The 23,154-nt window shown below is 63.8% G+C and carries 22 protein-coding genes; 9 read left to right on the plus strand and 13 right to left on the minus strand.

The window, feature by feature from the left end; genetic code table 11:
• Window positions 1-7: 7 nt before the first annotated feature.
• From AAC640_RS04020 to AAC640_RS04035, 4 genes are all read right to left on the minus strand, one after another.
• Window positions 8-1,792 (minus strand): sensor domain-containing diguanylate cyclase, encoded by a 1,785-nt coding sequence (locus AAC640_RS04020; RefSeq protein ID WP_340264778.1) that lies wholly within the window; start codon window positions 1,790-1,792, stop codon window positions 8-10.
• A gap of 148 nt (window positions 1,793-1,940) precedes the next feature.
• Window positions 1,941-2,315: an ATP-dependent Clp protease adapter ClpS gene (clpS, locus tag AAC640_RS04025; RefSeq protein WP_340264779.1), complete on the minus strand. Its 375-nt coding sequence runs from the start codon at window positions 2,313-2,315 to the stop codon at window positions 1,941-1,943.
• A gap of 138 nt (window positions 2,316-2,453) precedes the next feature.
• Complete coding sequence (locus AAC640_RS04030; protein WP_340264780.1) at window positions 2,454-3,329, minus strand: phasin family protein; 876 nt, start codon at window positions 3,327-3,329, stop codon at window positions 2,454-2,456.
• A gap of 141 nt (window positions 3,330-3,470) precedes the next feature.
• Window positions 3,471-5,213, minus strand: coding sequence for a PHA/PHB synthase family protein (locus tag AAC640_RS04035; RefSeq protein ID WP_340264781.1), 1,743 nt, complete (start codon window positions 5,211-5,213; stop codon window positions 3,471-3,473).
• Window positions 5,214-5,353: 140 nt separating this feature from the next.
• Between AAC640_RS04035 and AAC640_RS04040 the strand changes: the two genes are divergently transcribed.
• The 3 genes from AAC640_RS04040 to AAC640_RS04050 all read left to right on the plus strand — a co-directional run bounded on the left by AAC640_RS04040 (window position 5,354) and on the right by AAC640_RS04050 (window position 7,710).
• A complete protein-coding gene (locus tag AAC640_RS04040) occupies window positions 5,354-6,565 on the plus strand; it encodes an LL-diaminopimelate aminotransferase (protein WP_340264782.1) in 1,212 nt (403 codons plus the stop codon).
• A 138-nt stretch (window positions 6,566-6,703) separates the two neighbouring features.
• Window positions 6,704-7,177: a DUF2721 domain-containing protein gene (locus AAC640_RS04045; protein WP_340264783.1), complete on the plus strand. Its 474-nt coding sequence runs from the start codon at window positions 6,704-6,706 to the stop codon at window positions 7,175-7,177.
• Window positions 7,174-7,710: a (2Fe-2S)-binding protein gene (locus AAC640_RS04050; protein WP_340264784.1), complete on the plus strand. Its 537-nt coding sequence runs from the start codon at window positions 7,174-7,176 to the stop codon at window positions 7,708-7,710. Before AAC640_RS04045 ends, AAC640_RS04050 begins: the two co-directional genes overlap by 4 nt.
• Before the next feature lie 5 nt (window positions 7,711-7,715).
• On the opposite strand, the gene AAC640_RS04055 is transcribed toward AAC640_RS04050, so the two are convergent.
• From AAC640_RS04055 to AAC640_RS04065, 3 genes are all read right to left on the minus strand, one after another.
• Window positions 7,716-8,525 (minus strand): DODA-type extradiol aromatic ring-opening family dioxygenase, encoded by an 810-nt coding sequence (locus AAC640_RS04055; protein ID WP_340264785.1) that lies wholly within the window; start codon window positions 8,523-8,525, stop codon window positions 7,716-7,718.
• A 70-nt stretch (window positions 8,526-8,595) separates the two neighbouring features.
• On the minus strand, window positions 8,596-11,163 hold the full coding sequence (locus AAC640_RS04060; protein WP_340264786.1) for an HWE histidine kinase domain-containing protein: 2,568 nt from the start codon (window positions 11,161-11,163) through the stop codon (window positions 8,596-8,598).
• Window positions 11,156-11,641 (minus strand): biliverdin-producing heme oxygenase, encoded by a 486-nt coding sequence (locus AAC640_RS04065; RefSeq protein WP_340264787.1) that lies wholly within the window; start codon window positions 11,639-11,641, stop codon window positions 11,156-11,158. Before AAC640_RS04065 ends, AAC640_RS04060 begins: the two co-directional genes overlap by 8 nt.
• Window positions 11,642-11,937: 296 nt before the next feature.
• Between AAC640_RS04065 and AAC640_RS04070 the strand changes: the two genes are divergently transcribed.
• The 3 genes from AAC640_RS04070 to AAC640_RS04080 all read left to right on the plus strand — a co-directional run bounded on the left by AAC640_RS04070 (window position 11,938) and on the right by AAC640_RS04080 (window position 14,231).
• Window positions 11,938-12,780, plus strand: a complete 843-nt coding sequence (locus tag AAC640_RS04070) for an RcnB family protein (RefSeq protein WP_340264788.1) — start codon at window positions 11,938-11,940, stop codon at window positions 12,778-12,780.
• A 115-nt stretch (window positions 12,781-12,895) separates the two neighbouring features.
• Window positions 12,896-13,576: a prolyl hydroxylase family protein gene (locus AAC640_RS04075; protein ID WP_340264789.1), complete on the plus strand. Its 681-nt coding sequence runs from the start codon at window positions 12,896-12,898 to the stop codon at window positions 13,574-13,576.
• A gap of 184 nt (window positions 13,577-13,760) precedes the next feature.
• Window positions 13,761-14,231, plus strand: coding sequence for an RcnB family protein (locus tag AAC640_RS04080; protein ID WP_340264790.1), 471 nt, complete (start codon window positions 13,761-13,763; stop codon window positions 14,229-14,231).
• Between the two features lie 208 nt (window positions 14,232-14,439).
• Here the strand turns inward: AAC640_RS04080 and AAC640_RS04085 are convergent, their stop codons facing one another.
• Complete coding sequence (locus tag AAC640_RS04085) at window positions 14,440-16,020, minus strand: lysine--tRNA ligase (protein WP_340264791.1); 1,581 nt, start codon at window positions 16,018-16,020, stop codon at window positions 14,440-14,442.
• 152 nt (window positions 16,021-16,172) lie between these two features.
• Here AAC640_RS04085 and AAC640_RS04090 point away from each other — a divergent pair, with 152 nt between their 5' ends.
• Genes AAC640_RS04090 through AAC640_RS04100 form a run of 3 tightly spaced genes read left to right on the plus strand, consistent with a single transcriptional unit; the run spans window position 16,173 to window position 19,994 of the window.
• Entirely contained in the window at window positions 16,173-18,923 is a 2,751-nt protein-coding gene (locus tag AAC640_RS04090) for an ATP-dependent DNA helicase (RefSeq protein WP_340264792.1), read from the plus strand.
• Entirely contained in the window at window positions 18,920-19,462 is a 543-nt protein-coding gene (locus AAC640_RS04095) for a SixA phosphatase family protein (RefSeq protein WP_340264793.1), read from the plus strand. The genes AAC640_RS04090 and AAC640_RS04095 overlap by 4 nt, the downstream gene beginning before the upstream one ends.
• 10 nt (window positions 19,463-19,472) lie before the next feature.
• The gene (locus AAC640_RS04100; RefSeq protein WP_340264794.1) at window positions 19,473-19,994 is read left to right on the plus strand and encodes a GNAT family N-acetyltransferase; all 522 of its coding nucleotides are present in this window, start codon (window positions 19,473-19,475) and stop codon (window positions 19,992-19,994) included.
• Window positions 19,995-20,025: 31 nt separating this feature from the next.
• Here the strand turns inward: AAC640_RS04100 and AAC640_RS04105 are convergent, their stop codons facing one another.
• The 5 genes from AAC640_RS04105 to rpmF form a co-directional block, all read right to left on the minus strand.
• Window positions 20,026-20,406, minus strand: coding sequence for a MerR family transcriptional regulator (locus AAC640_RS04105; protein WP_340264795.1), 381 nt, complete (start codon window positions 20,404-20,406; stop codon window positions 20,026-20,028).
• A 78-nt stretch (window positions 20,407-20,484) separates the two neighbouring features.
• A complete protein-coding gene (gene ihfA, locus AAC640_RS04110; protein ID WP_340264796.1) occupies window positions 20,485-20,781 on the minus strand; it encodes an integration host factor subunit alpha in 297 nt (98 codons plus the stop codon).
• 121 nt (window positions 20,782-20,902) lie between these two features.
• Window positions 20,903-21,871: a beta-ketoacyl-ACP synthase III gene (locus AAC640_RS04115; protein WP_340264797.1), complete on the minus strand. Its 969-nt coding sequence runs from the start codon at window positions 21,869-21,871 to the stop codon at window positions 20,903-20,905.
• Entirely contained in the window at window positions 21,868-22,893 is a 1,026-nt protein-coding gene (plsX, locus tag AAC640_RS04120; protein ID WP_340264892.1) for a phosphate acyltransferase PlsX, read from the minus strand. Before plsX ends, AAC640_RS04115 begins: the two co-directional genes overlap by 4 nt.
• A 65-nt stretch (window positions 22,894-22,958) precedes the next feature.
• Window positions 22,959-23,138 carry a 50S ribosomal protein L32 gene (gene rpmF / locus AAC640_RS04125; protein WP_007687984.1) on the minus strand — a complete coding sequence of 60 codons (180 nt, stop codon included), beginning with the start codon at window positions 23,136-23,138 and terminating at the stop codon, window positions 22,959-22,961.
• Window positions 23,139-23,154: the final 16 nt, after the last annotated feature.

Here is a 23,154-nt window from a genome sequence, read left to right on the forward strand (position 1 = left end):
GCAAATCTCAGGCCGCGAGGCGCAAGCAGTTGCGTCCGCCATGCTTGGCTTGATAAAGCGCCTTGTCGGCAGCCTCAAGCAGGTCGCTCCGGCTCCGCAGCCCGTCAAGTTCGACCAGTCCCGCGCTGAAGGTCACCGCGATGGTTTCACCGGTTTCGATCGTCGTCCGATGTGCGGCAACCATGTGCCGCAGCCGCTCGCAGACGGCGCTGGCGCGCTCAATATCGGTGCCGGACAAGAGGATACCAAATTCCTCTCCGCCCAGACGACCAATGCTGTCCACGCCGCGCAGGCCCGGCCGCAAATGTTCGACGAAAGCCGCCAGCACCCTGTCGCCGACGCCATGACCATAACGATCGTTCACCGCCTTGAAATGATCGACATCGGCCAGCACCAGGCAGGCCTTGCCGCCCCGCGTAACCCGCTGAATTTCCTGGTCCAGCTTTTCCAGAAAGGCCCAACGACTGTCGGCGCCGGTCAGCATGTCCACGGCCGCGACCTTCTGTAGCGCGCGCTGCCGCGCTTTGTGACGCGACATATCGCGAATCGTGCTGACGACACCTGTCGGAATTCCGCGTTCGTCCAGCACGGCACGAGTCACCATTTCGCACCAATCGAGACCGGCCGCCTGCAGGTTGGGACGAAACTCCACAGTCTGACTGTCGCCTGGCGAGGCAAGCGCCCGGCGATGAGCCCGCACGACTTCCTGCCGATGTTCCGGGTCCACCAATATGGCGGCTTCCTGCCCTACCAGCATATCGGGCGCGCAGCCGACATGCTCGGCGGCCGATGGCGAAGCATATTCGATCACGCCCGACACGCTCACATTCAGGACCACGTCGCCGCTATGTTCGGCGATGGCGCGGTAACGCGCCTCGCTTTCCTGCAGCATCTGGAACAGGCGTCGCCGGGCGTGAAGCTCAGCTGCGATCGGCATCGTCAGCAGAAAACTGAATGCCAGGAAAAGCTGAAAGAACTGGGTCCGCTGACCTATGGTCGCGGCGACCAGATGCAACGGACCATGGCCGGTGATGGTTGCCGTCCCGCCGATTATCGTAACCAGCACGATCGCCGCCGCTGTGCCGATGTAGCCGGTCCGAAAGGCGATCAGGACCAACGGCATCAGCAGCGCGAACAGCATCGGATAATGCGCGATGTAGAAGACGTGATACGTCGCTGCAGCGAGGAACAGCAGCAGACAGATGGCTTCCAGCTTCTCCGCTACGGAGGCCTCGCGGATCCAGCGACTTACCCGGCCTTCCAGGAGCATGATCAGCACCGGCGCGCATGTCAGGCCGCCCAGCACATGCCCGCTATACCAGTGCAGCCAGGAAGCCCCGAACGATACCGGGGTGAGGGCCGACGCGACAAGCGCAGCCAAAAGGCCCATCAGGATATTGGCGGGGCCGCAGAGCGCCAGCACGAATACCAGCAGGGGCTGCTTGGACGCCGACGACATATGTTTGGCGCTCACGAACCAACGGCAGCACGCTGCGACGATCAGTGATTCGGCAATGTTGATCAGGGCCATCGGCGCCGCAGCCAAAGGCCCCATGCCGAACAGTGCCGTCGAAATCATGCTGGCAATTCCGCAGGCCAGAATTACCCTCGGCCAGTACTCGGTCCGCGACGATAGTAGCTCCGCCATGAGCAATGCGTTGGCGGCCCAGATGAACGCGAGGCCACCATCGAAGCGCGAACACACAAGTGCCAGCGAAGCCATGAAGAAATAGGCCGTGCCAGCCAACAGTGGCGAAATGAGGGGGGGTGGAGAGCGGTATGGCGCGAACATGTCCACGCCGGAATAGCCGCTTATCGTTAATATATGCTAACCATGGTTAAGTCGTCCGGAGGAAAAGGCAGCCACCAGCCTCTGCGATTTTCCTGCGTGCGCCAGAATATCGGCAGTGGGGCCATCCCCATCTTGCCATGTCAGTAGATCAGGCTTTTTCCAGCGTGCATTGCAGCGGATGCTGATTCTGGCGGGCGAAGTCCATCACCTGGTTCACCTTTGTTTCCGCCACTTCATAGCTGAAGATACCGCACACGCCGACGCCGCGCTGGTGCACATGCAACATGACCCGCGTCGCTTCCTCCATATCCATGCGGAAGAACTGCTGAAGGACATGTACGACAAATTCCATTGGCGTGTAATCGTCGTTCAGCATCAACACCTTGTAGAGCGAAGGCTTCTTCGTCCGGGTACGGGTGCGAGTCGCGATGCCGACATTGGGGCCGCCCGGGCCATCGCCCTGGTCGTCCTGCCCCCTGCCCGCCATAGTCACGGGATATGCCGTTGCGCTGATGCTGTTCATGACAGGGGAGAATATGGCGATTCCGCGCTCCATGGCAAGGGCGGGGTTAGGGGATTGCAGCAGGATTTCCGCAGCAACAGAAGAAGCGGCCCTCAGCCTGCGCGAGAGCCGCTTCCCTTTAACTCAGTCGATTGCCGATCAGACGGCGAGCGACTTCACCTTGTCCGTGACCATCGTCATGCGCGCCGTCAGCGGCTGTGCGACGTCACCCGCCAGCTTGATCAGCGCTTCGCTGTTCTTCGCGGCTTCCTTGGTCATCTCATCGAAGCTGCTGGACAGCAGCTGGCTCTGCAGCTGGAAGAATTCGGTCGGGGTCTTCACGGTCGAGAAGCTCTTGAGCGAGGCGGTCGCCTTCTCGAAGCTCTTGCGGCTGTATTCCACAGCTTCCTGGCCCAGGCCTTCAATGCCCTTGGCCGCAATCTTGCCGGATTCTACCAGCGCTTCGACATTACCCTTGGCGATGTCGCTCATCTCTTCAATCGCCTTGGTCGACTTCTCGACGCTGGCCTTCGCCTTCTCGTTGAAATCGGCATAAGCCGTTTCCAGCTTGGCCTTGGTTTCTTCGGCGAACTTCTTTCCGGTTTCGATCACATCATTCATCATCTTTGTTCCTTCTGTGGCAGGCAGCAATTTGGGCTCTACCGGCCCGGCCTTGACTGACAGGCTCTTGACTTCCTCGACTGGCGCGGGCGCCGTTTCGGGCGCCTCCGGTGCTGACGACACCAGATCGGCCGCAAGCGGCTCAACCGCCGGCGATTCAGGTACAGGCGGTTCAGGCGCAGCATCCACCGCCGTGGTCGCAGCGATGACGGCGACCGGATCGGCCTGAACAACAGGCGCCGGACTTTCCTTCACCGGCACCTTCCGGACCGAAGGCGTCTTCGGGCTCGAGGACGCTTTCGGATTGCTTTCGATCGCTGCCTCGGCGGCCTTCAGCGCTTCACTGGCCGAAAGGGTCGACGAGGACTTCTTAACCGCCGGCTTGCGACGAACTGGCTTTGGAGTCACTGCCATGAAACACCCTCCGTTGTTGCACTGCACAATACTCATTGCAGGGGGTGTTGGCAAGCCTTTTGTGCATCGCAGCAATCAGGCACGCCGCAGGCCGTATCCGCCTTGGCGCCAAGCTCCGCAAAAGGGAGCAATTTCAATGAATCACACGGCCTTTACGTAGCGTCCCGGCGCATCTTCGATGGCCTTGAGCGATCCCCCGCCGGGGACCCTGGCACCGCTTTTTGCAGAGACCTTCGAATCACCCAGTGATTCGATCCATATGCGCCAGTCGGGCCACCAGCTCCCCTTCACTTCCTTCGCACGTGCGATAAAGTCGTCCAGCGAAGTTTGGGGCTCCTCACAAGTCCAATATTGATATTTGCACGCGGCCGGCGGATTGACGACGCCGGCAATATGGCCGGACCCGGCCAGCAGGAAGCGCACGGGTCCTGCAAGATGCTGCGTAATCTTCCATACGCTTTCGGCCGGCGCGATATGATCCTCCCTGCCGGCCTGCACATAGGCGGGAGTCTTCACCTTGCGCAGGTCGATCGGCGTGCCCTCAACACTGATCGCGCCAGGCACGACCAGCAGATTGTCGCGGTAGAGCCGGGTCAGATATTCCCGATGCCAGCGCGCTGGCAGGTTTGTCGTGTCGCCGTTCCAGTAGAGCAGGTCGAAGGGCGGGTAATCCTGCCCCAGGAGATAGTTGTTGACGACGTAGTTCCAGATGAGGTCGCGGCCACGCAGCAGATTGAAGGTGGCGGCCATGTAGCGGCCGTCGAGATAGCCGCCGGCCGAAAGCTGATCGACCAGTTTCATCTGCTCGTCATCGATGAACAGGCAAAGATCGCCCGCCTCGCTAAAATCCACCTGCGCGGTGAAGAAGGTGGCGCTTGCCACCTTTTCCGCTTCCCCCCGTTCGGCCAGCAGCGCCAGAGTCGCGGCCAGCGTGGTGCCCGCGACGCAATAGCCGATGGTGTGCACGCTTGGCACACCCAGCAGATCGCGCACCGAGTCGATCGCGTCGACCTGCCCGCGGACGATATAATCGTCCCAGACCAGATCCTTCATCGACGCATCCGCCGATTTCCATGACACCAGGAACACGCTGATCCCCTGATCCAGCGCCCATTTGACGAAGCTTTTTTCCGGAGCCAGATCGAGGATGTAGAAGCGATTGATCCAGGGCGGGAAGATGAGCAGCGGCGTTTCCAGCACCGTTTCCGTTGTCGGGGCGTAATGGATCAGCTGATAGAGCGGCGTTTCCTTGATGACCTTGCCCGGCGTGGCCGCGATGTTTCGCCCAACTTCGAACGCGGATCCGTCGGCGTGGGTCAGTTGCCCCTTTTCCAGGTCCGCGAGCATATGCTTGAGACCCTTGACCAGATTCTCGCCGCCGGTCTGCAGCGTCTTTTCGACCACCATCGGGTTGGTCAGGGGGAAATTGCTGGGCGCCATGGCATCGAGCATGCCGGTGGTGGCGAAACGCAGCTTCGCCTTCTGCTTGGGATCGACGCCATCGACGGCATCGGTCAGTTTCAAAAGATAGTCGGACAGCAGCAGATAGCTTTGCCGGATGAGGTCGTAGAAGGGATGATTGGTCCAGGACGGGTCGGCGAAGCGGCGGTCCTTCTGCGCTGCCGGGCTACCGGGCGGCGGTGGTTCGGGACGGTCCCGCAACATGCCGCCCGAATTGAGGAATCGCTGCCATAGCGCCATCCCCTCATTGGCGAAGCCGGTCTGGATGCGCGCCACCGCGTGGGGGTCGAACGGCAGGGTGCTGCCGGTCGCCCCGGCCGCCTGCTCGAGCAGCAATTGCTGCGCCCGGCCGAGCACTTCTGTCCACTGCTGCATCTGTTCCAGCGACGGCAATTGGGGCTCATTGAGGTTCTGCGCTTCCATGGCCACCTTCCTCCTCCTGGCATCGTCGTCTTCGCCGCTTTCGCTAGCGCGAGGCCGTTTGGCGGGCTATAGCCGAACCGCGTCGCGCCCAGGCGCTCACGTCACTATCCCTCATGGAGACCTTTCGGGAAAGCCCTATAATGTCCGAAGAATTCTACCGCATGAAGCGCCTGCCGCCCTATGTCATCGCCGAAGTCAATGCGATGCGGGCCGCCGCGCGAGCCGCGGGCGAGGACATTATCGATCTTGGCATGGGCAATCCCGACCTGCCACCGCCCGATCACGTCATCGCCAAGCTGTGCGAGGTCGCGCAGAAGCCGAGCGCGCATGGCTATTCCCAGTCGATGGGCATCCCGGGACTGCGGCGGGCGCAGGCGAACTATTATGGCCGCCGTTTCGGCGTAGAGCTGGATCCGGAAACCGAAGTGGTCGTGACCATGGGGTCAAAGGAAGGGCTTGCCAGCCTTGCCACCGCAATCACTGCGCCGGGCGACGTCGTGCTGGCGCCCAACCCCAGCTATCCCATCCATATGTTCGGCTTCATCATCGCGGGTGCGACCATCCGTTCCGTGCCCACGACGCCCGACGAACAATATTGGAAGTCGCTGGAGCGGGCGATGGCCTTCACCGTGCCGCGCCCGTCGATCCTGGTGGTCGGCTATCCCAGCAATCCGACGGCAGAAACGGTCGACCTCGCCTTCTATGAGCGCCTGGTCGCCTGGGCGAAGGAAAACAATGTCTGGGTGCTATCCGACCTTGCCTATTCCGAACTTTATTATGACGGCAATCCGACCCCATCGATCCTGCAGGTGCCTGGCGCCAAGGATATCGCGGTCGAATTCACCTCGCTCAGCAAGACCTATTCGATGGCCGGCTGGCGCATCGGCTTCGCGGTCGGCAACAAGCAGTTGATCACGGCGCTGAAGCGCGTCAAATCCTATCTCGACTACGGCGCCTTCACGCCGATCCAGGCGGCGGCCTGCGCCGCGCTGAATGGACCGCAGGATATCGTCCAGAAAAACCGCCAACTCTATCACAAGCGCCGCGACGTGATGGTCGAGGCCTTCGGTCGCGCCGGCTGGGAAATCCCCGCGCCCAAGGCGTCGATGTTCGCTTGGGCGCCGCTGCCCCCTTCGCTCAAGGAAATGGGCAGCCTGGAATTTTCCAAGCAACTCCTGACCCATGCCAAGGTCGCGGTCGCGCCCGGAGTGGGCTATGGCGAGGATGGTGAAGGCTATGTCCGCATCGCCATGGTCGAAAATGAGCAGCGACTGCGGCAGGCCGCCCGCAACATCAGGCAATATCTGAAATCGATGGGAGTCAACACGCCATCGACCAAAGGCGCCGCCTGAATTCGGGCGCGCCCGCCTGGGACTGACATGCGATCGGGCGCCAAGGCCGTCTGGCCGGTACAGCAAGGGCACCAATCTACGGCCTTGTCATTTCCCGCGCCTTGCGCTGCATTGTCGCCAGGCTGAGGCAGGACGACAATGATCCCCATCCCCCAGGTGTCCCAGGTTGCGCAGACGATCCAGCTCGCCCTCGCCCCGGTTTTCCTGCTGGCGGGCATCGGCGCCTTCCTCAATGTCTGCGTCGGCCGGCTTGCCAGAATCATCGACCGCGCCCGGACGGTGGAGGGCAAGGTGCTGGCCAGCCGGGGCACGGAACATGACCGGATGGTGAGCGAGATCCGCGTCCTCGACCGGCGGATGAGCGTCGTCAACAGCGCCATCTTCCTGTCGGTTGCGTCCGCCTGCGCCGTCTGCCTGGTCGTCATCCTGCTGTTCGCGGGCAATTTGTTCGGGGCCCATCTCGGCACTCCGATCGCCATCCTGTTCAGCCTCGCGATGATGTTGCAGGCAGCGGCGTTCGGTACTTTCATCCAGGAAATCCGGTTGGCATCGCGCACGATCCACATCCGTAACGAAGTGCTCTATCACAAGGCGGAGGACGAAACGGCATGACGAAGTTCACCGTCAACGACCGGCCGGTTCAATATCGGATGGACCCGGACACACCATTGCTCTGGGCCCTGCGCGACGCGTCCAACCTCACCGGCACGAAATATGGCTGCGGCACCGGAGACTGCGGCGCATGCACGGTCGACATCGACGGGGACGCCGTGCGTTCCTGCCAGATCAGCATCCGAAACACCGAAGGTCGCTTCGTCACCACGATCGAGGGCCTCTCGCCCGACCGGGGCCATCCGCTGCAACAGGTGTTTGCCGCCGACAACGTCTCGCAATGCGGCTATTGCATTCCCGGCATGATCATGGCGGCGTCGGTCCTGCTGAAGCGCAACGCCGACCCGAGCGACGCGGATATTGACGCCGCCATCACCAATATCTGCCGCTGTGGCATCTATCCCCGCCTCCGCGGCGCGATCCGCCGGGCCGGACGAGTCATGCGCGGTGAGGAACAGGTGGTCGGCGCGCCACCGCCTGGCATAGCGGCGCAGGACGCTGCCCGCGCCGTGCCTGCGCTGCGCCGGCCGTAGCGCGGCTATCCGAAACGATAGGCCGAAACCGTCCAGCCGAGCACCACGCTGCGATGGTCCAGCCTGGCCGGATCCTCGGCACCTGCGCCGAGCGCCACCATCAGCGGCAGGAGATGCTCCTCACGCGGATGGGCGAAGGCTGATTCGGGAAGGCTGCGCCATGCGCCGACGCGCGCGGCACGGCGCGCGGCATCAGGATCGGTCACGGCTTCCGTCAGCGCCTCATCCCACAGGGCAGAGCGAGCAAGCGCCGGCACTCCCCGAACCCGCAGATTGTGGAAGCTCATGCCCGACCCGACGATCAGCACGCCCTCATCGCGCAGCGGCGCCAAAGCCCGCCCGGCCGCGATATGCGGCTCTGGATCAAGGTCCTGCCGCAATGACAGTTGCAGCACGGGAATGTCGGCTTGTGGCACCGCCACCTTCATCGGGATGAATACGCCATGGTCCCATCCGCGCGTTGCTTCCTCGCCGACCGCAAATCCCGCGTCGCGCAGCAGGCCGGCCGCGCGTCCGGCGAGTTCAGGCGCGCCCGGCGCATCCCAGCCCAGCTGGTAGGTGTGGGGCGGGAAGTTGTAATAGTCGAACAGCAGCGGCGGCGCTTCCCCCTTATGGACGGTGAAGACCGGCTGCTCCCAATGGCCCGACACTATCAGCAGGGCGCGCGGCCTTTCCGGCAGGGTCCCGATCAGAGCGGTCAGATAGGCCTGCATCGGATGCCACATCGGGTCGCTGTGCGGACGGTCGGGGTCGGCGGGGTCCATGAAGAAGCAGGGACCGCCGCCGTGGGGGATGAAGAGACTAGGCTGTTTCATCCGCGTGACATTGGTCCGGATCGCCCCGCACGCAATGTCAGGACGCGAAACCGTCCGTTTCGCCAACGCTCTAGGCGCTGTCTCCAAGGACTGGCGCGATCGCCTGAGCGAGAACCGCTCCCGAATATGGCTTCTTCAACAGCAGCACATCGACGAACCGTTGCGGCAGGTCCAGTCTGTCGCCATAGCCGGTGGCGAAGAGGAAGGGTACGCCCTGCTTCGCCAGCAGGTCCGCGATGGGCAGGCTCGTTTCCTTGCCGAGATTGAAGTCGAGCACGGCGAAATCCACCTGATGAAGTGCCAGTGCCTCCCGCGCGCGCGCGACACTGGCGGCGGTGACGACCTCTGCGCCAAGATCCCGCAGCGCGTCCTCGCCATCCATGGCGATGATCATATTGTCCTCGACCAGCAGGACATGGCGGCCCTTGAGTAGTCCCGGCGTCGGCGCCGCGATGATATGCTTGCGTTCGCGCAGTCCCATGTCGGGCAACACCGCCACGACGTGCACGGGAGGAACACAGAAGCGCGCTTCCAGTCCCGCCGGGCCATAGGTCACCTCTGCCTTGCCATCCAGGTCATAGGGAACGGATCGTTCGATGACCGTCGATCCGAAACCGCGCCGCGCAGGCGCGACAACAGCCGGACCACCTCTTTCCATCCAATGAAGCAACAGGTTCCCATCGGCATCCTGGTGCCAGTCGATCGCGACGATGCCGCTGTCCGACAGCGCGCCGTATTTGGCAGCGTTGGTCAGAAGTTCGTGGATCACCAGCGCCATCACCGTGAAGGCCGAAGGAGTCAGCAACACGTCGGGGCCGTTCAGTCGCACACGGTCGCGCTTTTCCCCCAGATAGGCGCCCGCCTCCACCTCGATCAAATCATAGAGACGCGCAGGCGCCCAGCGGTCGGCGGTGATCTGGTCGTGGGCGCGTGCGAGCGCGTGGACGCGGCTTTCCAGCGTATCGATGAATTCGTCGACCGACCGGGCGCTGTCCCGCGTCTGCGACAACAGCCCGCGGATCAGCGACAGGATGTTGCGGACACGATGGTTCAGCTCAGCAATTAGCAGTTCCTGCTTGTCATGCGCGCGCTGCCGTTCCTCGTGCGCCGAATCCGACAGGCGCAAGACGACCTCCAGCAGGGCGGTGCGCAGCGCTTCGGCCACCCGCAGTTCGGCTGCGGTGAAGGGAATGGCGGTGCCTTTCACCAGTTCCGACCATTCTTCGAAACTCTTGCGCGGCGTCAGCCGGGGGCCATTGGGCCCATATTCGATATGCTTTTCCTGGCTGCCGGCCCAGCGCACTGACCGCAACTGCTCGGCGCGGAACAGCACGACATAGTCGCGCGGAAGGCGGGACAGCGGAATGGCCAGCAGACCGGCGGCGCGATCGGCGAAGCGTTCCGCCTCGGGCATGATCCGGCTGAGGCAGTCGGTGGCGAAAAGCTGGCTGGCGGCTGTGCGATTCAGCATCGTCACGATCGCGGCAAAGGTGCCCTCGTCAGGCGTCAGCCCCGAAAGAGTGATCTGGCCGTCGATATAGACGCCAACCCCGTCGGACGGCACCGTGTCATGGACGACATCACCCAGCCAGCGTGCGTTGGACAAAAGGTCGTGGTCCTGCGCCAAAGCCGACATCAACCTATCAGCGACCTGTCGCGCCTTAGTCTCATAATCCGCCGTTTCGGCCCGCTCGCGGCTTTCCAGCATCATTGAGAAGATCTGGCCGAACAGTTCGGCCGCGCTGCGCTGCGCGAAGCTGGGCAGTCGCGGCGCATAATGGTGGCAGGCGAACAGACCCCACAGGCGGCCGCCCACGACGATCGAGATGGAAAGGGAAGCGTCCACCCCCATATTGCCGAGATATTCGATATGGATCGGCGACACCGCACGGGTGAGGCACAACGACATGTCCAGCGCCGCGCCGGAAGGGTCGAGCGTCGGAACGACAGGCACCGGCTCCGCCTTCACGTCAGCGATCACGCGGAAAATGTTCCGCAGATACAGAGCGCGCGCCTGCAAGGGGATGTCGGACGCCGGATAGTGCAGGCCAAAGAAGCTGTCGATACCCGGACGCAACGCCTCGGCCACCACTTCGCCGTCGCCACCCTCGGCGAAGCGATAGACCATCACCCTGTCAAAGCCGGTCAACGCCCGTACCTGCCGCGCCCCGTCGCGCAGGAAAGCAGGCATGCCGTCGACCTGGGCCAACCGGGCCACCATCGACCGCACCATGCTGCTGGCCTCCATCTCGTCCGCGCTGGCGCGCTCCGCCTCGATCACGACGAGGGAACCGGAGAAATGCACCGCCACGTCGAAGGGTGACAACCCATCGATCAGGACCAGCGAGAATATCCGCTCGACCGCGTCGGGTCCCCGCAACAAGGTGATGCGGTTGCGCAGCGTGTGGATAGCGTCGCCGGAGAAGATGTCGCTCACTGGCCGGCCCAGCAGTTGGTCGGGTGAAAGGCCGATGAATTCCCCGCTATTGGCGGACACCCGCGACACCAGCCAGTCGGCGGTCAACGCGATAAGGAAACCGTAAGGCTGGACGGCGCCCAGCACGTGAATGGGCTCCCGGTCGCAATTGGTTATATCGACCGCGAAGGGGGGCGGACCTGGATCGCCGCCGTCAACCATGGTCGGCCGCCTGCTCGGTCGCCGCGGCGGTCGCGAACAAGGCGAAAGCGGCCTCCGCGCCCTTGATCGCGTCATCGACCCATGTTTCTCCGCCTTCCTCCGCCGCGCGGTCGAGCGACTGCTGGAATGCCACCCATCCGCCCCTATCGTGAACAGAGGACAAATAGGCGCGCGGTAGGCCCGGCGCGACGCGCCGTTCCAGCATTGCCCCACCGAGACGCGAACCTTCAAGCGCGTAGAGCGCCCCCCAGCGGAAGCCGTCCGTGTCCTGTCGTGGCAGGACAAGCGGATCCGGCAGCCCCCGACCCAGCGCGGCAAGATCCTGCGCCAGGTGCGGCAGGCGCGGCGATTCAGGCCGGGCGATCGCTTCCAGCGGTGCGAGAGCCCGGGCATGCGCCTGAAGAAAGGCAGCATAGCCCGAAGCCGAATCGAGCGAGAAACAGGAAAACAGTTCATCGACGCGCTGATGGTTCGCCATCGTTGCGTCCCGTAGGGCCTGCCGGACGCGGCCAACATGGGGCATTATTCTCACTAGGCGTACCTAAAGGCTGTTGAGGGGTGATGCCTTGATCTGGATCAGCTTTTAAAATTGGCCCGGCAATTTGACGCTTTTACACGGGGGCATTGCCGTACCGATCCACAAGCGTGTCGTCCCGCAACGCTTACGCGACCGATTCTTTCGCGTAGCTGACCAACAAGTTCAGGCTGTCGACATGGGATCAGCCGTAAAAGGATAGCATGCGGGGCAAGGCGCCCCTTTGGAAAGCGAAGATCATGACGAAGAACTTCTTATTGGCCGGGTTGATGGCTGCCACCGTCATGGGTGGCATAGGCCCAGCCTACGCTCAACAAGGCGACGGAAACGGATGGCGTGGTCGCGGCAACCAGGCGGGTCGGTCCGATGGCGACCGCGGCGATCGCGGCCGGGCCGATGGCGCGGGACAGCGATGGCAGGGTGGTAACGACGCCCGTCCGGGCGGCGCCCAACCTCGCACCGAACAGCCGCGGCCGGCCCCTCAGCCCGACCAGACGCGCCTTGAGCGGCAGTGGCAAGGCGGCCGTCCGGGTCGCGACGATAATGTTCGGCCCGCCTGGCGCACCGACAATCGCGTCGTGGGCCAGCCTCCGGCGGAACGGCCGCAATGGCGCGGCGATGCGCAGCGCGGTGAAATCCGGCAGGACTGGCGCTATGAACGTCGTGAAGGCGATCGGGACAATCACTGGCGCGACGATGGCCGGCGCGGGAGCGGCAATGTCGTTACCACGCGCCGCTTCGACGATCGCAGCCGCTGGACTGGCCAGCGGCGCTGGGACAATGATTGGCGGCAGGACCGGCGCTATGATTGGTCGAGCTATCGTTCGCGTTATGGCGACCGCTACCGGCTCGGCCGCTATTACGCGCCGAGGGGCTGGAGCTATGGCTACAGTCGATTCTCGGTGGGCGTTTTCCTGAACGGCCTGTTGTATGATCAGAGTTACTGGATCGATGATCCATGGTCTTATCGTCTGCCACCGGCCTATGGCACACTGCGCTGGGTCCGCTATTATGACGATGCGCTGCTGGTTGACATACGCGACGGCTATGTCGTCGACGTCATCCATGACTTCTTCTGGTAACAGCTGATGAAGAACGGTTCCTGATATTCTCGTCAGGAACGATCGGGCCTGAAGCTACGCGCTTCGGGCCCTTTTCATTTGCGAATGAGCGCGATCCGGTGGCAGGAGTGCGCGGATGACCGATATGATCGATGATGGCGGCGTGGCATCGCCGGCGAGGGCGCGCATCGGGGAGACCGTGCGGGAAAGGCTGAACCGCAATCCCATGGTCAGCCGGATCGACACCCCGCAACTGGAAATCTTTGGGCGCCATGAATTTCTGAGCAGCGAGGAATGTGCGGCGCTCCGCACGATGATCGACGCCGGCGCGCAACCTTCCACACTCTTTTCAGGCAGCGCCAATGCCGACTATCGGACCAGCCACAGTTGTAACCTCATCGCGTGGGACCCGCTGGTCAAGGCCGTAAGCGACCGCATCTGCGGCATGATGGGTCTGCCCGCTGAACAGGGGGAGACGTTGCAGGGCCAGCGCTATGCCGTCGGCCAGGAATATAAGGCGCATTGCGATTATTTCCCGGTGACCGCCAGCTATTGGCCGGCAATGATGCGAACGGGCGGGCAGCGCAGCTGGACCGCGATGATATACGTTTCGTCTGTGCCCGCGGGCGGTGAAACGCATTTCCCGCACTGCGAATTCATGGTGCCTCCAATCGAAGGCATGATCCTGATGTGGAACAACATGAGCCCAGACGGATCGCCCAACCGCTCCAGCCTGCACGCCGCCCTGCCGGTGAAAAGCGGTTCCAAATATGTCGTCACCAAATGGTTTCGGGAACGTCGCTGGACTCCATCTTAACGCCCGGCGCCTGTCACGCCATTGTTACAAATCGCGACATAAATGACTGATTCCTGACGATCCTGTTCCCCGCTGGTTCAGCGATGAGAAGGCATAAGCGAACCGTTGGCATCGGAACAGGAGCGGCCGAAGGATGTTTTATCCCCCGCCGGTTTCAGCCGCCAAGCTGATGGGAGAAAAATATATGCGTAAGTTGATAATCCTAGGCCTGATCGCCGCCACCGCAATGCCGGGCATGGCGATGGCGCAATCTCGTGCAGAGGTTCGCGACAGTGCGCGCGAGCTTCGTCAGGAACGGCGCGAACTGCGCGATGCGGAGCGCTATGGCACTCGCCACGATGTGCGTGAGGAACGCCGTGACGTACGCGAAGCACGCCAGGAATTGCGTGAAGACTGGCAGGACTACCGCCGTTCACACCGCGACGTCTATCGTGGCGGCAACTGGCGGGCGCCCTTCCGCTACAATCGCTGGGATGTGGGCGCGCGGTTGCGACCGACCTATTACAGCTCGCGCTATTATATCAGCGATCCCTATCGGTATCGCCTGCCCCGTCCTGCGGCCAATCTGCGCTGGGTGAGGCACTATAATGACGTCCTGCTGGTGAACATTCGCACCGGGCGGGTCGTCGAAGTGCATCGCGGCTTCTTCTGGTAAGCACGACGCTTGATCAAACGCAGCGGCTCCGGATCAATGATCCGGAGCCGTTCTGCTTCATCTAGGGCTTCAGGGAAGCCGTCCCTTGGCCGCGCCGCCCGTCTCCAGGCAGGCGCGGCCGATGACGCGCGGACGCGCCATCAGTCCGAAAGGGGGTGGACCGTAAGGAGAAACGTTCCGACGCGCCAAATGTTCCCCTGATCGCCGGTCAGTACGCCAGCGCCTCGGCGATCAGTCGGCGGCTGTCGGCCACGCCGTAAAGGGCGATGAAGCTGCCCATGCGCGGCCCCTGATCCGCGCCGAGCAGCGTCTGGTAGAGCGCTTTGAACCAGTCCCGCAGTTCGGCAAAGCCGAACGCCTCGTCCTTGCCGATGGCATAGACGATATTCTGGATATCTTCGGCCGTGGCTCCCTCGGGCAGCACGGCCAGTTCCTCATCCAGCCTTCGCAGCGCTGCGGATTCGCTTTCCGTTGGTGCACGGCGATGCAGCGTCGGCGCGACGAAATCGCGGTGATAGGCCAGCGCATGACCGATCAGGGCATCCAGTTCCGGATAGGCTTCCGCGCTGGAACCGGGCACATAGTTTTGCAGATACCCCCACACCTGTTCACGGCTGGCCTCGCTCATCACGCCGACTAGGTTCAGCAACAGTCCGAAGGTGACCGGCAATTCGCCCTCAGGCAGCTTGCCGTCATGAATATGGTGGACGGGGTTGCCGAGTTGCTGCTCGATCGGCTGGCGCGGATAATTGCCGCGGAACTGCCAATAGTCGTCCACCGCGCGGGGGATGACGCCCATATGCAGCTGCTTGGCCTTCTTCGGCTCGCGATAGGCGTAGAAGGCCAGGCTCTCCTGCGGGCCGTAGGTCAGCCATTGCTCCAGGCTAAGGCCGTTCCCCTTGGACTTGGAGATTTTCTCCCCCTTTTCGTCCAGGAACATCTCGTAATTGAAGCCTTCCGGCGGCCGGGCGCCCAGCGCGCGGCAGATCTTCGAGCTTTGGGTGACCGAATCGATCAGATCCTTGCCCGCCATCTCATAATCCACGCCCAAGGCGACCCAGCGCATCGCCCAGTCGACCTTCCATTGCAGCTTCGCGCCGCCCGACAGGATCGACTGTTCAATCACCTCGCCTTCATCCTCGAAGCGAACAAGGCCAGTCTGCGCGTCGATCACCTCGACCGGCACCTGGAGCACGATGCCGCTCTTGGGGCTGATCGGCAGCACCGGCGAGTAGGTTGCCTGCCGTTCCTTGCGCAACGTCGGCAGCATGATGTCCATGATATCCTGATAATGGCGCAGGACATTCCTCAACGCGTCGTCAAACGCGCCGGACCGGTAACGGTCGGTCGCCGACACGAACTCATAGTCGAAGCCGAAGCGATCGAGAAACTCGCGCAGCATTGCGTTATTATGGTGCGCGAAGCTTTCGAACTTGCCGAACGGGTCCGGAACCTCTGTCAGCGGCTTGCCAAGATGTTCAGCGAGCATCGCCTGGTTCGGCACATTGTCCGGCACCTTGCGCAGACCATCCATGTCGTCGCTGAAGGCGATCAGCCGCGTCGGAATGTCCGACAGCGCATGATAGGCATTGCGGACCATGGTGGTACGCAGCACTTCGTTGAACGTGCCGATATGCGGCAGGCCCGACGGACCATAGCCCGTTTCGAACAGGACATGCCCCTTTTCGGGGGCGCCGTGCTGATAGCGCTTCAGCAGCTTGCGGGCTTCTTCATAGGGCCAGGCCTTGGATGCCTGAGCTGCGGTGCGGAGGGTTTCGGACACAGTCATGATGCACAGCCCCTACCCAAGCGAGAGACGAAAGGGAACGCCTTTCCTGGCTCGCAGCGGCACTCCCCCAGCCCGGGTATCTACTCGCCGGATGGGCTGAACGGATCGCATTTCAGGTTTTCCTTTTGTTCCCGTTCGCCTAATCCCGGCGAGTGATCGATCCTGCTGCCCTGCCCGCCCTTCACGCCAGCCATGGCGGCATCTGGTTGCGCGAGGGCGAAAGGACGCAGGCGGTGGCCAAGGGCAGCGCCATTGCCTGCGCCGCCGAAACGCCGACGCTGATGCTCAATGCGCCGCTCGCCGGTCAGCGCCTTGGCTATCCCGATCTGAACGGGCTTGACCTGCTCGAACTCTGGGCCTTTGTTCACCCCGCCCGCTTCCTCGTGCCGACGCCCAAGGGCCTTGCCGAGGCGCTGGGCCTCCAACGCCCGGCGCTCGAGTCCGACATTCCAGCGCTGTTGCAGGCGGCGACCGGCGCGATGCTCGCAACCCTACAGTCCGACGGCTGGGCTGAGCGCGAAGGCGGCTGGACCGCCGCTCAGTCGCTGCACCGCCTGCGCTGGCCCTGGGCCCCCCTGGTCGCGCCGCGCATCCGCCAGCCGCGCGAGGCAGAACGCTGGCTCTTTTCCCGCCTGCCCGAATGGGAGGAAGCGCCGCCGCGACCGGCGCCGCGCACCATCTCGCTGGATGAGCAAGCCGTACTGGCCCGTCTCGCACAGCTTACCGGCACGGCGGCCGAAGCGCGCCCGGGCCAGCGCGCCTATGCCAGCGCGGCCATAGAAGCCTTCCGTCCGCGCGCTCATCGCGACCAGCCCAACATGCTGCTCGCCGAAGCCGGGACCGGCATCGGCAAGACGCTCGGCTATCTCGCCCCCGCCTCGCTCTGGGCGGCGGAAGCACAGGGCGCGGTCTGGATCTCCACCTATACCAAGGCGCTGCAGCGACAGCTCGACCGCGAAACCCTGCGCCTCTTTCCCGATCCCGCCACGGCGGCGAAACGGTTGGTGGTACGCAAGGGCCGGGAAAATTATCTGTGCCTGCTGAACCTGGAGGACGCGCTGCAAGGCGGCTTTGCCGGCCGGGCGGCAATTCTCGCGCAATTGGTCGCGCGCTGGGCCGCCTATAGCAAGGATGGCGACATGGTCGGCGGCGACCTGCCGGGCTGGCTGCCGACTCTGTTCCGCCGCAATGGCTCTACGGCGCTGACCGACAGGCGGGGCGAATGCATCTATGCCGGCTGCCCACACTATCGCAAATGCTTCATCGAACGGTCGGCCCGCGCATCGGCCGAAGCGGATATCATCATCGCCAATCATGCGCTCGTGATGATCAACGCCGCGCGCGGGCGAGAGGCGGGGCAAAGGCCGCAACGCATCATCTTCGACGAAGGTCATCATCTGTTCGACGCGGCCGATTCTACCTTCTCGGTCGCGCTCTCAGGCCAGGAGGCAATCGAGCTTCGCCGCTGGATCATGGGACCGGAAGGCAATACGCGCGGGCGACGGCGGGGCCTCGCCGCGCGCCTGTCCGACCTTGCCAGCTATGATGAGGGAGGCGGCGACGCGATCCGCGCGGCGGCCGACGCAGCGCGCGCCCTGCCCGCCGACGAATGGCTCAAGCGCATCGTCGCGGGCGAACCGTTCGGCCCGGTGGAACAGCTACTGGCGGCGGTACGCGGCACCGTCTACGCGCGCGCCGCCGACATAGGAGAGGCGGATGCCGGCTACGGGCTGGAAACCGAATTGGCCGAACCTGACGGCCCGCTGGTCGAAGCTGCGCAGGAGGCGGCGCTGGCGCTTGACGCGCTGCTCCGGCCGCTGAACCGGCTTGCCAAGCGGCTGGAGGCGGTGGTCGAGGATGCGCCCGACTGGCTGGACGGCGCGGCGCGGGCGCGGATCGAAGGTGCAATCGCTTCGCTGGGCTGGCGGGGCGACCTGATCGCCGCATGGCTGGCGCTGCTCACCCGGATCGGCGGACCGGCGGACGCCACCTTCGTCGACTGGCTGACGGTAGACCGGGTCGAGGGCCGGGAATATGACATCGGCATTCACCGCCACTGGCTCGACCCCACCCGACCGCTTGCCGAAACGGTGCTGAAGCCGGCGCAGGGCGTGCTTATCACCTCGGCGACGCTCAAGGGCGGCGGCGACTGGGCCAACGCCGAAAGCCGCAGCGGCGCCAATCACCTGCCCCGTGGTGCCGAGCGGTTCGAAGCGCCCAGCCCCTTCGACTATCCCAGCCGGGCGGAGGTGCTGATCGTCACCGACATCAAGCGGGGTGACATCGCCGCGCTGTCGGGCGCCTACGCGCGGCTGATCGAAGCGTCGGGCGGTGGGACACTGGGCCTGTTCACCGCGATCCGCCGGCTGCGCGCTGTTCATGCCCGTATCGCCGACCGGCTGGCGCGCGCGGGACTGCCGCTCTATGCCCAGCATGTCGATCCCATGGACACCGGCACGCTGATCGATATCTTCCGGGACGATCCGCGCGCGTCGCTGCTCGGCACCGATGCGCTGCGGGACGGCGTCGACGTTCCCGGCCACTCCTTGCGGCTGGTGGTGATGGAGGGTGTTCCCTGGCCCAAGCCTACCGTGCTGCATGCCGCACGCCGGCTGGCGGGGGGCGGCGCGGGCTATGACGACCGCCTCATTCGCGCGCGGCTCGCCCAGGCGTTCGGACGCCTCATCCGCCGGGCGGAAGACCGGGGCAGCTTCGTCATCCTGTCGGCGGCCATGCCCTCGCGATTGCTCAGCGCCTTTCCGCCGGGCACGCCGATCCGCAGGCTGACTCTGGACGAAACCATTATCGCCGTCAGCGCTCACTCGCGCGCTGGCCTTACCGACAGCATGGCGTTAGGGCAGCAGGGATTCGAATCCGGCACCTGCGACCTGGAGCAAAAATGAAGCGCCTGACCCTGTTGCGCCATGCCAAGTCAGATTGGGACGATCCGGTCGCGCGCGATTTCGACCGGCCACTGAACCGTCGGGGCGAGAAGGCGGCGCTGCTGATGGGCCAGTTCGCCAGGAGCCGCAAGATGCAGTTCGACCTGCTGGTCGCCTCGCCCGCAGTACGCGTAGTGCAGACGCTCGATACGTTCCTGGCCGGTTATGGCGAAGGGTTGGAGCCACATTGGGACCGGCGCATCTATCTCGCCTCCGCCCCCACATTGTTCGACGTGATCCGCGACTTGCCGGAAACCGCGACAAACGCGATCATGGCCGGCCACAATCCGGGCCTGGAAGAACTGATCCTGGAACTGGTGCCCGATGACGGGGCCAGCCCGCTCCGCCCCGATGTGGAGGCGAAATTCCCGACGGCGAGCCTGGCCGTGATGGACCTTGCCATTGATCGATGGGTCGATGCCCGCCCGACCATCGCCACGCTGGTCAGCTTCACCCGCCCGCGCGATCTTGACCCGGCACTGGGACCCGGATCGCGCTGATGTCGGGTCGATGACGCCGATTCTCTGGCGACAGGCCACGCCCGCCGATGCGCCGGCGCTGGCGGTATTGGGCGGGGCGACCTTCCTCGCCAGCTTCGCGCACGATCATCCGGGGCCGGCGCTGATTGCCCATATCCGCAACGCGCATGACGAAAGCGCCTATCGCGCCGCATTGGTTGATCCGGCGCGGCAGGTCTGGATCGGCGAGACGCCGCTGGGAGCGCCGGTCGGCTACGCCATGCTGACGCCGCCGGATCTGCCCGTCGAGATCGACGAACGTCAGGACGTGGAAATCAAGCGCTTCTACCTCCTCGGTCCCTGGCAGGGCGGCGGCAATGGCGATGCACTGATGGGGACGGTGCTGGACCAGGCTCGGCTGCGCGGCGCAAGACGCGTGCTGCTCGCCGTCTATCCCGCCAACGATCGCGCCCGGCGCTTTTACGCCCGGCATGGCTTCGAAGAGATTGGCGAAACGACCTTCATGGTCGGTGAGGAAGCGTTCCGCGACCTCATCTATGCCCGGATCTTGTAAGGGGCGGGTTTCCTCGTCTCGATCCCCGCCGCTATTCGCCGATCGCCCGTGCCAATGTTGCGCGGATGGTCGTCAGGCGATCCAGCAGATCCTGCTTGGGTTGCTGCTCCCCGTCCGGCGGGGCGGCGGTGGATATGGCTGCGGCCGAAGCAGGCTTCGCGTTCGCCCGCGCTGTTCCATTGCCAAGCACCTTCTGCGCGCCACGGACGGTGAAGCCCTCCACATTCAGTAACTGATTGATGCGCCGGACCAGGGCCACGTCTGCAGGCCGATAATAGCGGCGATTGCCCGAACGCTGCATCGGCCGCAACTGTGGAAAGCGCGCTTCCCAGTAGCGCAATATATGCTGCGGCAATCCCAGTTCAGCCGACAGTTCGCTGATCGTCAGGAATGCGCCCTCTGCCTTGTCCATGCTGACGATGTTGCACCCTCCGGGGCGCAAAGGTCAACCACCCCAGGGACGAGGCAAAACCGACGCGCCGAACCGCTCTTATGAAGCGGCGATACGATCCCGCATGGTCTGGCTGGCGCGAAAGGTGAGCACGCGCCGCGGTTCGATCGGCACTTCCACGCCGGTCTTGGGATTACGGCCCATGCGCTGCGTCTTGTCCCGCAGCACGAAGGTGCCGAAGCTGGAAATCTTCACATTTTCCCCGCGTTGCAGCGCAGCGGACATATGCTCCAATATGGATTCAACGAGTGCGGCCGATTCCGAGCGGGAGAGACCAATGTGCCGATTCACGCTCTCCGCAAGATCGGCGCGCGTCAGAGTGCCAGTATCAGTCATCGAATGTCCCCACCTCATCCGCCGGGTTCAATGCGGATGACAAGGTCAAATTGTGCGACAAGCTGAGCGATTCGGCAAGTGACAAGCGGAAAATGGGCAAGAAATTCGGGGGGATGGGCCTTCAGACCCGCAGGACGCACGCGCCCCAGGTAAAGCCGCCGCCCATGGCTTCAAGGACAAGGAGGTCACCGGGGCGTATGCGGCGGTCGCGCATCGCAAGGTCAAGCGCCAACGGAACCGAAGCGGCGGAAGTGTTGGCGTGGCGGTCGACAGTCACCACGACCTTTTCGGGCGACAACTTCAGTTTACGCGCCGTTGCGTCAAGAATGCGGGCATTGGCCTGATGCGGGATCAGCCAATCAATGTCCGCCGTGGTCATGCCGGCCAGTTCCATGACTTCGTTCAGGACTGATGCCAGGTTCACGACGGCGTGTCGGAAGACTTCCTGCCCTTTCATCCGCAGTTTGCCCACGGTTTTTGTGGTCGAGGGGCCACCGTCGACATAGAGAAGCTGGTTATGGCGCCCATCAGCGTGCAGCTTCGAAGCCAGGATGCCCCGCCGACCATCGGCGCTTTCCTCCGCTCCCAGCACGATCGCGCCGGCGCCGTCGCCGAACAGGACGCAGGTGGTGCGATCTTCCCAATCCAGGATGCGGCTGAAGGTTTCCGACCCGATCACCAGCGCGCGGTTGGCCGCGCCCGATCGGATCATGCTGTCCGCCACCGTCACGGCGTAAAGAAAGCCCGAACAGACCGCCGCCACATCGAAGGCCACGCAGTCGTTGATGCCCAGCGCCGCCTGCACCAGCGTGGCGCTTGCCGGAAAGGTCTGGTCCGGCGTGGCCGTTGCCAGGATGATGAGGTCGATGTCCCGGGCCGTGAGGCCGGCGGTCTCAAGCGCCGCGCGCGCGGCGTCGGTGGCAAGGCTTGCGGTGGTTTCCCCTTCGCCAGCGATATAGCGATTGCGGATTCCCGTCCGCTCGACGATCCATTCGTCGCTCGTATCCACGGTCTGCGCCAGTTCGGCATTGCTGACGGCGCGAACCGGCAGGGCCGACCCCGTGCCCAGGAGAACAGATCGGCGGATCACTTTGCAGCCAGCTCCTGTTTCGACGCCACCGCCTTGAGCGAGGCGATACCCGCCATGTCGGCCGCGATGCGCCGCGTAATATCTTCCTCCAGCAGACGGGCGGCGACATGCACCGCATTGGCGACGCCCTTGTCGTTGGCGCTGCCGTGACTTTTTACCACTACGCCGTTCAGGCCCAGGAAGACAGCACCATTGTGATTGTTGGGGTCGAGATGGTGCTTCAGCAGATGCATCGCTGGCTTGGAGATGAGGAAGCCGATCTTCGACCGCACCGAGCTCGTGAAGGCGGTGCGCAGCAGATCGGTGACGAAACGCGCTGTTCCCTCCGCGGTTTTGAGCGCGACGTTGCCGGAAAAGCCGTCGCTGACGATGACATCGGCCTCACCTCGGCCGATCTTGTCGCCTTCGGTGAAGCCTTCGAAAGACAGAGGCAGGCTTGTCGCGGCGCGCAGCATGGCGGCGGCGTCCCTGATCTCTTCGGTGCCCTTCATGTCTTCCGTGCCGATGTTCATCAGGCGCACGCGCGGACGTTCAAGATCAAAGGCGATCCGCGCATAGGCGGCGCCCATCACGGCGAACTGGACGAGGTTGCGCGCGTCGCATTCGGTATTCGCGCCCAGGTCCAGCATGACCACGTCGTTGCTGCCCAGCGTAGGCAGCAGCGCGGCAAGCGCGGGACGATCGACGCCGGCCATGGTCCGCAGCGCGAGCTTCGCCATCGCCATCAGCGCGCCGGTATTGCCCGACGAAACGGCGGCACCAGCGTCGCCAGCCTTTACCGCGGCGATGGCCATGCTCATCGAGCTGGCCTTCTTGCGAATCGCCACACTCGGTCTGTCGCTTGCATCCACGACATCGGCGGCGTGCACCACTTCGGATGCCGCGCGCAAATTGGGGTGGTTGTCGAGCGCGGCCTTGATCCGCGCTTCATCGCCGAAGAGGGTGAAGCGCAGCCCATCGTGACGGCGACGGGCGAGCGCCACGCCCGCCATCATCACGCGCACGCCTTCATCCCCGCCCATCGCGTCGATTGCGATTCGCGGTTGGCTGGACACTTCAGGACACCTTTACAGGAGAGGGTGTGTCGTCAGGCCCCGACGGCAACGATTTCACGGCCGTTGTAATGGCCGCAGGCGTCGCACAGATTGTGCGGGCGCTTGAGTTCACCGCAGTTCGAGCATTCCTGGTAAGCTTCGACGCGCAGGGAATCGTGGCTGCGGCGCATGCCGCGACGGGAAGGAGACGTTTTCCTCTTGGGGACAGCCATGTCGGCACCTTATTCC

Origin of the sequence: Sphingobium mellinum (assembly GCF_037860795.1) — a bacterium.
GTDB classification, from domain to species: domain Bacteria; phylum Pseudomonadota; class Alphaproteobacteria; order Sphingomonadales; family Sphingomonadaceae; genus Sphingobium; species Sphingobium mellinum.